The sequence below is a fragment of the Microbacterium sp. PM5 genome, assembly GCF_003293595.1.
Taxonomy (GTDB): domain Bacteria; phylum Actinomycetota; class Actinomycetes; order Actinomycetales; family Microbacteriaceae; genus Microbacterium.
Genome location: NZ_CP022162.1, coordinates 2,362,060 through 2,373,554 on the forward strand (window position 1 = coordinate 2,362,060; position 11,495 = coordinate 2,373,554).

Genomic DNA, 11,495 nt, shown 5'->3' on the forward strand with positions numbered 1-11,495 from the left:
GAACTACTTCGCGGGTCCGGCCCAGAAGCCGTCGTAGGAGTACTGCACGGGAACGGCGGTGGCGCTGGCGGACAGGTAGCTGTTGATGCCGACGACGCCGGGCACTTGGAGAGCCGGAGTGGCGTCGGACGATGTCAGGGTCCACGATGCGGGCTCCGCCGTCGCGGTGCGCCACACCTTGGCCTTGAGGCTCGTCGCGTTGGCCCCGCTCACCTGGAAGCGGATGCTGAGTGCATCGCCGGCGGTCACCGTCGTGTTCGGGATGGTCAGGCTCGTCAGCACGGTCTCGGTGCCCGCCACCGTGCGGGTGAGCCACACGGCCACGGCTCCCGTCGAGGCCACACGCACCTTCGCGCGATAGTCGTTCGCGGCATCGACCTGTCGACCGATCGCGGAGAAGTAGTACCCGCCCCCGGTCGACGGCTGGCTGAACGTCACGGTGAACCGCTCCTCGGCGTCGGTCGACGCGGTCGCCGCGGGCAGCGACGCCGTGTACGAGTTGCCCGCCGACAGCGTGACCTTCCCTGTTCCGCCGGAGACGGAGAACTTGCCGACCGCCGTCGCCGTGTTCGGTGTGATCGCCCAGGCTCCGCCCACATCGGAAGCGCCCCAACCGCTGGCGACGGTGCGCTCGAAGTCGTCGCGCGCCCACACCCGCGGTGCCGTGACCGTCACGGGAGCGGTCTGTGCGGATGTCGCACCGTGATCGTCGGCCACGGTCAGCGAGATCGTGTAGGACCCGGCCGCCGCGTAGTCATGCACGGCGGTGGCGCCTGTCGCGCTCGTCCCGTCTCCGAAATCCCAGGTATACGAGGCGATGCTGCCGTCCGGGTCCGTCGAGCCGGTGGCATCGACGGCAACACGAAGGTCGGTCACCCCGGTGACGAACGCGGCTACCGGCGGCTGATCGGCCACCACCGTGATCGCGTGGGACGCGGTGGTGGTGGCCCCCTTGTCGTCTGTCGTCACCAGGGAGACGGTGTAGGTGCCGGCCGATGTGTAGACGTGCGAGGCCGTCGCTCCCGCGCCGGTGGATCCGTCGCCGAAGTCCCACGCGAACGAAGCGATGGTGCCATCGGGGTCGGTGGAGGCGCTGGCGTCCACGCTCACGGAGAGGAAGTCCGTCGTCTCCGTGAAGGCCGCTGTCGGCGGTTGGTTCGGAACGGCGCTCGCCGTCACCACGCGCGTCACCGTGCCCGTCATCCCGTCGTTGTCGGTCACCGTGAGCCGCACCGTGTAGTCGCCCGGGGCGGCGTAGGTGTGCGCGGCGTTCGTCCCGGAGGCTGAGGTTCCGTCGCCGAAGTCCCACGCAAAGGCGGCGATGGAGCCGTCGCTGTCGTGCGATGCGCTGCCGTCCACGCTGAGGGCGAGATGGTCGATGGTGGGGGAGAAGGCCGCGGTGGGCGCTTGGTTCGGCGCCACGGTCACGGTCTTCGACAGTGCGCCGGTGAGAAGCGTCGCGTCCGTGGCGGTGAGCGTGATCGTGTACGTGCCGGCGGCGGCGTAGGTGTGCGTCGCCGTCGGTCCTGACGCGCTCGTGCCGTCGCCGAAGTTCCATGCGTAGGTGGCGAGGTTGCCGTCGGCATCCGTCGTCGCGGAGCCGTCGACGGTCGTCGTGAGATAGGTCGAAGCGACCGTGAACGAAGGCACCGGTGCGCGTTCGCTCGGTACGCGGCCCGCCGCGGCGAAGTGCGCGCGCACACGACTCTCGCTGAGGACGCTCGGATACACGGCGACCTCATCGAGGGTGCCGGCGATGTAGTTGCTCGACGTGTTGCCCCAGGTCTTGTCGCCACCGATGCGCCAGAAGCCGCGGTAGACCTGTGCGGTGGTCACCGGCGAACTCGCCACGAGCTGCGTGTCGATCCACAGTTTCATCCCGTCGGCTCCCTGCGAAGCGACGATGTGGTGCCACTGGCCGTCGTTGTAGGCGTTCGTGCTCGTGATGGTGTTCTGCGTGCCGTTGTACGTGCCGAAGTTCACGCGTCCATTGCTCTGCATCACGACGTGCCGGTCGTAGCTGCTGCTCAGCCCGGAGGACGTGTTGCCGAACCCGATGAGCTTGCCACCCTTCGTGCTCGTGGTCTTGACCCACAGTTCGGCGCTGAACGCCTGCGGAGCGTCCCACGCTTCCTGAGCGACTCCGAGCGCTGTGCTCCCGTTGAAGGTGGTGGCGCTACTGCTGGGGGTGATCCCGCCGACGGCCCGTGTGACGGTACCGGACAGTGCTCCGACCGGACCGCCGCCGGCGGCGTCGGTGAGTGCGGTGCCCGTGGCTTCGTCGAGACGCCAGTACAGATCGGGTCGATCGGCCGACACCGTTGTGCCGTACGCGTCCGACCCGGCGGTGCCCCATGCGCCCGTGCGACCGCTCACGGTGTAATGCGACTGCACATCCGTCTGCGAGAGCGCCTTCGGGTAGACCGCGACGTCGTCGATGCTGCCGGCGAGCCCGGCGTCGGTGGGACGATTCGTGAAGCCCGACGTCTGGTCGGCCCCGATGCGCCAGTAGCCCGTGTAGGACTTCGGCGTGGTCGCTGCCTGGGAGCGCCCGACGCGTATGCCGTCGACGAAGAGCTGCATCCCCGTGCCGTCGACCGTGCCGACGAGGTGGTGCCATTGACCGTCGTTCACACTGCCGCGGCTGTACACCGTGCGATAGGCCCCGTCGTTGATCGCGAAGTTCACGCGCCCCGTGGTGTCGAGATACAGCACGCGGTCGGTGCCGCCGGAGGACGAGGTTCCGGTGGCGGAGTCCCCGAAGCCGACGATGCGGCCTCCCCGTGTGCTCGTCGTGTTCACCCATGCCTCGACCGATACCGCCGTGTCGCTCGGCAGGGGATCCACCGTGGTCATCCGTGGCGTGCTCCCGCCGGCGGAGGTGATCGCGGCATCCGTGTCGCCCTGCAGAGCGCCGGGCGCTCCGAGCGCGAGTCCGGTCGGGATGCCGGGAGTGTCGCCCACGTCATCGAACAGTCGCGTGGCCCCGCTCGGCTCTCCGAGTCGCCAGTAGTGCGAGGCCCCACCGGCGCGGACGGCGGCGCGGTACGCGGAGGTGGCCGCGTCGGAGACGGTGATCCAGGGTGACCACGCGCTCCACTGGATGTTGCCGTCGGCATCCTTTGCTCTCACCTGGTAACGCACTTGGCTGCCGGGAGTCTGTACGCTGTCGACGATGCTGAGACTCGGCAGCGACCAGAAGCGACCGTCGGTGCGGCTGAACGTGGCAATCTTGGTCGCGGGGTTGCGGAAGACGTCATAGGTGATGGCCGCCCCGTCGCGGTCCCACGCGCTGCTGAACGGCACACGCACCAGCCCGCGCTCGTTCGAGTACGGTGTGGGCGTCATCGCGGCGGTGTAGATCGGACCGCTCAGATGCGGTGACACGGTGCGTTTGCCGAACCGGGCCAGACCTTGCTGGGCGACGCCGTTCACCTTGGGGAACTCGCCGCCGAGGACGACGTAGTTGCTGTTGCCCGTGACGCTCCACGCCGCCTGGCGGGCGGACGTGTACGAGCCGAAGTCGAGGTCGGGGTACCAGTTCAGCAGGCCCGCGTACGGCAGGCCGGTGAAGTCCCACCCGTAGGCGTCCTTGCGCGTGATCGTGCCCACGGGGGTCGTCGGCTCCGCCGTCGCCTTCATCCACCGCGAGCGCGGGTTCGTGTCGGGGAACCCGCCGACGACGCTGCAGTCGTGGTGGTGGCTCGCCACGTAGAGCACGCCGTTCTGCGGGAAGGTCGAGTACGTGTCGCCGAGGCAGTCGTTGACCCAGTTCAGGGCGCCGGTGTACGGATCGGCGGCGAACGTGCCCTCGAACGAGGCGCCCGCGCCGAACGCGTAGCCCGAGCCGTAGACCTGCGTGCCGTCGGTACTCAGGCTGGAGATGGCGCCGTTGAGGCCGGCGCTGCGGATGCGGTCGACGGCGGCCCACGGCATGCTTGCACCGGTCGCGGCATCCAGAGCTCCCATTCCGTACGCGGTCGCGCCGTTGAGCACGGTGAAGGATCCGGCCACGATCAGCCGCGACGCGTCGGGACTGGTGACCATGTCCCACACGAACCCGTCGCCCGACGCGGTGGGCGCCCACGACGTCAGCGCGCCGGTCGTCGCGCTCCACGCCGCCAGTTCGGTGCGCGGCTGGCCGTTGCTGGAGCGGAAGTTCCCGCCCGCGTATACGGTGTCGCCGATGAACGAGAAGGCGCGCACCTGTCCATCGGTGCGCGGTGCCCACGGCGTCAGCGCACCCGTCGCGACGTCGAAGGCGGCCACGTGTGCACGCGCCTGGCCGTCGACGGTGGTGAAGTCGCCGCCGAAGTAGACGGTCTTCCCGTCGGGAGCGGCGCGGACGACGAGTCCCTGGGCGTCGAAGGCGTGCGCGAACCCCGCGACGGGGTTGCCGGTGGTGATGTCGAAGGCGAACACGTTGTTCGCGTCGATCTCGCCGGCTCCGCCCGCCGCGACCCCCGGCGGCCGCGCTTTCGTGAAGCTGCCGGTCACGTAGACGGTGGTGCCGACGACGGCCTGGCTCCAGACGACGCCGTTGATCTGCCAGGTCGGCAGGAGATCCACGGTCACCGTCTCCGGCGCCACCGGAGCGGGATCTGCCGCCGCGGCGGGTGCGGCGGCGACGAGACCGCCGGCGATGATCGTCGCCGCTGCCAGGACGGGCGCGAGGAGGCGGGTGAGACGCGACGAGTGCGCGGCGGGTCGGGTCATGATGCTCCTCGGGCGGAGTGGGCAACGGATGCCGGGCGGAACACGGCGGGTCAGGTCAGCGCACCGCGGAACACCGCGGACGTGTGGAGCGCGTCGAAGTCGACGACGATCGTGAGCGGGGCGGAGTGGTCGGTCGGTGCGGCGACCGCGTAGACCGCGGTCGTCATCTGCCGCGGGTCGACGGTGCCGCTGAAGTCACGCGCCCCGGACTCCGGGGTGTAGACGGGGGTGAGTCGGTTGCCCTCGGCATCCAGCACCGTCACGACCGACGTCGAGACGTCGATCGGCGCGGTCGACCCGTTGGTGAGTTCGACGGTGAGTCGGGCGAACTCGCGTCCGGTCGCGGCGCCGGGGCCCTGGGACGTCTCGGTGGCGTACGAGACATCCGTGATCTGCAGCGTGACACCGTCCGCGTACACCACCGGTGCATCGGGAGCTGATGCCGCCGCGCTCACGGTGGCGGTGCCGCCGCCTCGTCCGACTTTCGCGACGGGAGCGTCGGCAGCGGGTGACGCTGTGGGGGCTTCGCCGACAGCGTCTCCCGTGGACACTGGTGTGCTGGAGGCCGGAGCCGCCGGTGTCGCTGCCGGGGCGGATGCCCCCTCCGGAAGCGGGGCGGAGCAGGCCGTGGTGGTCAGAACGAGTGTCAGGCTGAGCGCTGCCGCTGCCGCACCGATCGTGGCGGCGCGGGGGCGGGGACGTGCGGACGTCGCGACCGTGCGCCTCATCGCCCTCTCCCCTCGAGCACGAGGGGTTCCGACTCGCTCATCATCGTCGACGCCGCCGTCCGACCGGGCGCTCGCGCGCCGAGATCTCCGATGCGCTCGGCGAGTGCGTCGGACAGAGCGCGATGGTAGGCGTCCGGCGAGTGGCGCCGTCGCACCGTCTCGGCGTCTCGCCACGCCCGGTCGCGCATTGCGGCCCAGTCGTCTCGCACTCCGGTGAGACCTCTCGCGAGGCCATCGGCGCTGTCGGTCGGAACGAGGACGGCCGCTTCGAGCCCCCCGGAGGCCTCGCGCAGCCCCGAATGATCAGCGGCGACCACCGGGCGTGCGCACATCAGGGCCTCGATCAGGACGTTGCCGAACGATTCGTCTCCGCGGGAGGGAACGACCGCCACGTCGGCAGCGGACACGATGTCCCACACCATCCGTTGGAAGCCGACGATGCGAACACGGTCCTCGAGTGCAAGGCGCGAGATCTGTTCTCGGAGCTGTCGCTCGTACCACTCGTAACCGCGGAAGACGTCGCCCACGATGTCGAGTTCCGCGTCGATCCCCGCGGACCGGAGGCGATCGATCGCATCGATGGCGAGATCCACTCCCTTTCTCGGCGACAGACGTCCGACGTACACGACCCGCAGGGGTCCATCGAGGTGGATACGGGCCGGCGACGGTCGGTCGGGGCCGGCGATACCGTTCAGGACGACCCGGGCGCGATCGCGCCGCTCGAGCCATGCAGACCCCGACACGCGACGACTGGTCTGGGAGTTGAAGACGACGCCGCTCGCCCACCGCAAGGGTCGGGTCAGAAGTGCGCGCGCGGGCGCCGACAGCGTGGATTCGGCCTCGTGCACGTGCACGACGCTGGCGGCTCCCGCCCGCCGTGCGGCGCGCAGCCAGAACGGGATGGTCACCGTGTTCACCATCACCACGTCGGCTTCGAGATCGGCGACCAGGCGACGCATGCGCGGCGTCTGCGTGGCGATCTCGCGGATGAGTCGCACGAGTCCCCCGGGCCGCAGGGCGCTCTTGCGGATTACCGGCGCGTCCAGGAACACGACGTCGGCGCCGGCGGCTCGCAGCAGCGGAATGAGGGGTCCGTCATCCGAACTGGTCACGACCACATGCCACCCCAGTTCGACGAGGCCGCGAACGCCTTCGAGCATCATCCGGTCCGATCCGTAGAGGTCGGCGGAAGGGTTCGCGATCAGGACGGTGCGACCGTGGGCGGTGGAGGCCATGTCAGTGCTCGGGCCAGTACTCGTCGACGAGACTCACCGTCGAGGCGATGTTGGCTCGGCTCGACGCGCCGAACACGATCGATTCGAGGTTCGGCAGCGCGGTGACCCATTCGATCGCTTCGCGCGGCGAGATCGCGCCGCTGGCGAACACCGACATCGCGACAGCGCGGAACGGTCGCTTCTGCATCGCGTCGAGGTAGCTGTCCACGCCGCCGGACATGCGGAAGCCGAGCTTGTTGATGTTGGAGCACACGATCGGGTTCTCCACGCCGGCGCGGTCGAGATCGTCGAGCAGTCGCGGCAGGTTCATGGTGATGAAGCCCGGCTCGGCGTTGTAGCGCTTTCGGACATGGTCCGCGAAGATGCGGAAGGCATCGGTGAAGCCCAGGCCCGACAGCAGATCGACGATCACGTTCTGCAGCCAGATCACGGGCGTCGACAGGCCCGAGAACATCTTGAGCTCGGCATCGATCAGCAGTGTGGCGACGCCCTCGATGTCCTTGCGCGCGAACGACGACGCGCCCCGCGCAATGGAATCGAGCAGACCCTCTTCCGGGAGAAAGCGGCGCACCGCGCCGAGGAACCCGTCGTCGGTGACCGCATTGGCGTACTTGTGTGCGTACGGCATGCAGGGGAAGAACGTCATCTGGTCGTACCGGTCAGGTTCTGCGCGTACCCGGTCGGCGATCTCACCGATGCGGTCGTGGGTCGTGCACATGAACGTGTGGACGCCCTCGTCGTAGGCGGCATCCAGCACCGACATGATCGCGTCGGTGTCCTGGAAGCGCATCTGCTGGGCGCGCGCCTTCTCCTCGGACATGTGGTTGACGCCGAAGAACTGGTTGTCGCCGAACAGCAGGCGGTCCATCGTCCGGGTGGACGGGGTGATGAGAGTCATCGTGCTCCTCCTCGCAGGGCGCGCAGTGCCGTGCCGAATCGGCTCGCGCGGCGCGGCGCGAGCGGGGTGATGGTCGCGGTGTGGCCGGATGCCGCGAGCCGCGCGTCGACGCGGGTGGCGTCTTCGCTGATCATCGCGATGACGCGGTCGGTCGCCGCGGCGGAACCGAAGTCGTTCTGGCCGTGGACGGCACGAGAGCGCACGCGCCACACGAAGGCGTCGAGTTGCGCACTGTACTCCTCGCCGCGCAGGTAGAACCACGGCGCTTCGGTGAGATCGGTGGTGTAGCGGACGTTCCAGCCCGCGCGATAGCCCTCCGGGATCTCCGCGGTGTCGCGCAGGTACACCTGGATCTCCTGCCGGTCCGCGTGGATGCGCCCGTGCTCACCCCACAGGGTGATCTTGGTCGTCATCTTGCGCTGCGACTCGTCCGACCAGTTCGCGATGATCTGCGCGGTGCCTTGCGGGTAGTGCAGCGTCGCCGCGACGGCATCGTCGATCTGCGCCGAGAAGATGCTCGTCAGCTGGCTGCCGCTGACCGACTCCGGCTCGCCCAGGTACCACGTGAGCAGGTTGAGCGGGTGCGCCGCGTAATCGTAGAGGCAGCCCCCGCCGGTGGCACGCTGGCTGCGCCAGGTGCGTCCGGCCGGCTTCAGCACCACCGGCCCGTACGCTTCGGCGAGCGCGGTCTCGACCGTGCCGATCGCACCGAGTTCGAGGAGCCGCTGCACTTCGCGGAACGCGCCGACGAAGCGGTTGTGGTAGCCGACCTGCGTGACGATGCCTTTCTCCTCGGCGAGGGCGGCGAGCTCGACACTCTCGGCGGGATCGATGACCAACGGCTTCTCGCAGAACACGTGGATGCCGCGGCGGAACGCCTCCCGGATCATTCCCGCATGGAGGTGGGTGGGCGTCGCCACGATGATCGCTTCGGGCCTGGCCTCGTCGAGCATCTTGCTGAGGTCTTTGTAGGTCGCGACTCCGGTGTACTTCGACAGGATGTCGAGAAGATAGCCGGTGGCGTCGCACACACCGACGAGATTGACCTCCGGGTGCGCCTTGATCATGGACAGGTGAGAGAGCCCCATTTTGCCGAGGCCCACGACGGCGACATCGATCACACCAGCACCTCCGTTCGTTGTGAAACATGGCCGTGGCGCGCGAGCGCCGTGAGCAGTGCGTGCTCGTACTGGGCGCCGATGTGCTCCCAGGTGAACTCTTCGCGGTACCGGGTTCGACTGGCTTCGCCCATCCGATGCAGCCGCCCGGCGTCCGGCAGGAGCTCGTCGAGCAGGACTGCGAGATCGTCGGCGTCGCGGAAGTACGCGTTGTCGGGTCCGGCGACCCAGCTGTTGTAGCGGTTGTCGTGGGCGATGACCGCGTTGCCCGCGCCCATCGCCTCCACCAGTGACGGGTTCGTGCCGCCGACGGTGTGTCCGTGCACGTACACGGCCGCGTGCAGGCGCAACGCGGCGAGCCGATCCGCGTCGAAGATCGCACCGGGGAAGCGCACCTCGTCCGAGGCGGCGGAGCGGACGGCGAGGTGGTACGGGTCGGTGTCGGTGTACGGCCCGACCACGACGAGCGGCATCCCGCGGTGGCGTGCCGACCAGGCGGTCACGATCTCGAGCACGGAGTTCTCCGGAATCGGCCGGCAGACGATGATGCCGTACGCGTCGGGGGCGAGAGCGAGGTCGGAGACCGGTGCGACGGGTGCGCTGATGACCTCCGGTGCGCCGTAGGTGATGGTCTGCACGCGCCGTGCGCCGAAGTGACGCCGCAGATACGCGGAGATGACGGGGTGATCGCCGATGAGCACGTCACCGACGAGACCGGCGAGACGCTCGTTGCCCAGGAGGATGGCCTGTTTGGCGAGCCCCCAGCGCCGGCGGGTCCACTCCATCCCGTCCATGTTGATCACGTTCGGGATGCCGCGAAGGCGCGGCATGACGTCGAGGACGCCGGTGTTGTATCCGAAGGTCAACCACACATCACCCTCGCGGTGGTGTGCGGTGGCGTGGCGGATCGAGACGAGGTCGAAGTGGGACGTGCCCTTCCAGCCTTCGCGCGGTTCCGGAACGAGCACCCGTTCGATCCCGTTCCAGCGATCCGAGGTGATGTCGCCGTCGCCGTCGAGCTGGCAGTACACCACGACGTTCCAGCCCCGATCGCGCAGGTACATCGCGACATGCTGTGCGGCAGTCTCGAACCCGCCGTAGGCGGCGGGGACGCCGTGCGTGCCGAGAATGCGGACCGTGCGTGTCATCAGTACGCTCCGTCCGGTCGCAGCATGACGCGGACGGTCCGCCACATGAGCACGATGTCCGTCATCACCGTCCAGTTCTCCACGTACCGCAGGTCGAGCCGCACGCTCTCCTCCCAGCTGAGGTCGCTGCGTCCTCCGACCTGCCAGGGGCCGGTGATGCCCGGCTTGATGTAGAGGCGACGGAAGACGTCGTCGTCGTAGGTGGCGACTTCGCTCGGAAGGGGAGGGCGCGGGCCAACGACACTCATGTCGCCGACCAGCACGTTCCAGAACTGGGGAACCTCGTCGAGCGAGTACTTCCGCAGGATCCGGCCCACGCGGGTGACCCGAGGGTCGTCGTGCATCTTGAACAGCGGGCCCGCGCCCTCATTGGCCGCGAGCAGCGCGGCGCGCCGCTCCTCGGCATCCACGGCCATCGAGCGGAATTTGATCATCCGGAACTCGTGGCCGTCACGCCCGACCCGTGCTTGGGGAAAGAACAGCGGACCGGGCGAGTCGAGCTTGATCGCGATGGCGATGACCGCCGCGATCGGCGCGAAGAAAAGGAGTGCGATCGAAGCGACCGCGATGTCGAGTGCGCGCTTGGCGAGGTAGGCGCGGCCGGTGAACGAGGCGATCTCGACGTGGATGAGTGGCAGCCCCTCGACGGGCCGCAGCGACATGCGCGGCCCGGCGACATCGGAGACGCGGCTGGAGATCACCAGTTCTGCGGCCGTGTTCTCCAGCTGCCAGGCGAGGTGCTTGATCTCGTCGGCGCCTTCGTCTCCGCGGCTGGCGATGATGATCGTGTCGGCGTCGAGTGCTGCGGCCGCTTCGGCCACGCTGTGCGTGCGCATCGCCGGGTAGATGGCGTCGCCGACGCGCAGGCTGTCGAGGTCGTCCCCGCGCAGCGAGGCGCCGACCACCTGGTAGCCCAGGCCGGGGTCGGCGAGCGAGCGGATCACGTACTCGACGTCTGCGCGCTCGCCGACCACGACCGCGCGCGTCGTGTACGCGCCCGCGAGTCGACGGCGGATGAGCCAACGGCGCCAGAGCCAGCGCTCGAACAGCAGGACGCCGATGCCGAGCGGCAGTGCGACGAAGAGCTGCGCGCGGATGCCGTCGACATCGATGGCCACATCGATCATCGCGAGAAGACCGAACGCGAACCCGGTCGCGTGGATCACGCGGGTGTACTCGGCGGCGCCCGAGCCGATGAGCTTGACGTCTCGCGTTGCGAAGGCGGAGAGCATCAGGAGCCAGATCACGGCCGTCGCGGCGGCGATCTGGAAGACGAGGTCAGGATCGGCGACGGCGAGCGGGCCGCTCACCGCGCCGATCGAGACCACCGAGGCCACTGCACACGTGAAGGCGACCGCGGCGGCGTCGCTCGTGCGCAGGATCCAGCGGTAGCGGCGTTCCCACGACTGCCGGCGCTCAAGAGCGCGCGACGGTGGTGCGGCCGCGGACGCCCGAGACGCGATCGTCGGGAACGGGGAAACGAACCCGGTCGTCGCGATGCCCGTGGCGTCGTGAAGCGCGCTCATCGTGTGATCCCCAGCACGGACGAACGCAGCAATGCAGTCGGCATTTTGCCCCCCAGCAAACCGACGGACGAATCGAAATCCGTCCACCCCCAGTAAGACGACGCGAAGACCCCCGTCTCCTGCGGA

Annotated in this window: 7 protein-coding genes; all 7 read right to left on the minus strand. The window is 69.0% G+C overall.

What is annotated here, in order from left to right:
* Window positions 1-3: 3 nt before the first annotated feature.
* Genes CEP17_RS11270 through CEP17_RS11300 form a run of 7 tightly spaced genes read right to left on the minus strand, consistent with a single transcriptional unit; the run spans window position 4 to window position 11,369 of the window.
* Window positions 4-4,716 carry a LamG domain-containing protein gene (locus tag CEP17_RS11270; RefSeq protein ID WP_112932302.1) on the minus strand — a complete coding sequence of 1,571 codons (4,713 nt, stop codon included), beginning with the start codon at window positions 4,714-4,716 and terminating at the stop codon, window positions 4-6.
* A gap of 50 nt (window positions 4,717-4,766) precedes the next feature.
* Window positions 4,767-5,444 (minus strand): DUF4352 domain-containing protein, encoded by a 678-nt coding sequence (locus tag CEP17_RS11275; RefSeq protein WP_112932303.1) that lies wholly within the window; start codon window positions 5,442-5,444, stop codon window positions 4,767-4,769.
* Window positions 5,441-6,679 (minus strand): glycosyltransferase, encoded by a 1,239-nt coding sequence (locus tag CEP17_RS11280; RefSeq protein ID WP_112932304.1) that lies wholly within the window; start codon window positions 6,677-6,679, stop codon window positions 5,441-5,443. The genes CEP17_RS11275 and CEP17_RS11280 overlap by 4 nt, the downstream gene beginning before the upstream one ends.
* Window position 6,680: 1 nt before the next feature.
* Window positions 6,681-7,577: a hypothetical protein gene (locus tag CEP17_RS11285; protein ID WP_204359827.1), complete on the minus strand. Its 897-nt coding sequence runs from the start codon at window positions 7,575-7,577 to the stop codon at window positions 6,681-6,683.
* Entirely contained in the window at window positions 7,574-8,698 is a 1,125-nt protein-coding gene (locus CEP17_RS11290) for a Gfo/Idh/MocA family oxidoreductase (protein ID WP_112932305.1), read from the minus strand. Before CEP17_RS11290 ends, CEP17_RS11285 begins: the two co-directional genes overlap by 4 nt.
* A complete protein-coding gene (locus tag CEP17_RS11295; RefSeq protein ID WP_112932306.1) occupies window positions 8,695-9,843 on the minus strand; it encodes a DUF1972 domain-containing protein in 1,149 nt (382 codons plus the stop codon). The genes CEP17_RS11290 and CEP17_RS11295 overlap by 4 nt, the downstream gene beginning before the upstream one ends.
* A complete protein-coding gene (locus CEP17_RS11300; RefSeq protein WP_112932307.1) occupies window positions 9,843-11,369 on the minus strand; it encodes a sugar transferase in 1,527 nt (508 codons plus the stop codon). Before CEP17_RS11300 ends, CEP17_RS11295 begins: the two co-directional genes overlap by 1 nt.
* Window positions 11,370-11,495 lie beyond the last annotated feature (126 nt).

What these genes read in the sequence shown, in the direction of transcription:
- CEP17_RS11270 (WP_112932302.1), bottom strand. Translation starts at nt 4,716, where the DNA reads ATGACCCGACCCGCCGCGCACTCGTCGCGTCTCACCCGCCTCCTCGCG.
- CEP17_RS11275 (WP_112932303.1), bottom strand. Translation starts at nt 5,444, where the DNA reads ATGAGGCGCACGGTCGCGACGTCCGCACGTCCCCGCCCCCGCGCCGCC.
- CEP17_RS11280 (WP_112932304.1), bottom strand. Translation starts at nt 6,679, where the DNA reads ATGGCCTCCACCGCCCACGGTCGCACCGTCCTGATCGCGAACCCTTCC.
- CEP17_RS11285 (WP_204359827.1), bottom strand. Translation starts at nt 7,577, where the DNA reads ATGACTCTCATCACCCCGTCCACCCGGACGATGGACCGCCTGCTGTTC.
- CEP17_RS11295 (WP_112932306.1), bottom strand. Translation starts at nt 9,843, where the DNA reads ATGACACGCACGGTCCGCATTCTCGGCACGCACGGCGTCCCCGCCGCC.
- CEP17_RS11300 (WP_112932307.1), bottom strand. Translation starts at nt 11,369, where the DNA reads ATGAGCGCGCTTCACGACGCCACGGGCATCGCGACGACCGGGTTCGTT.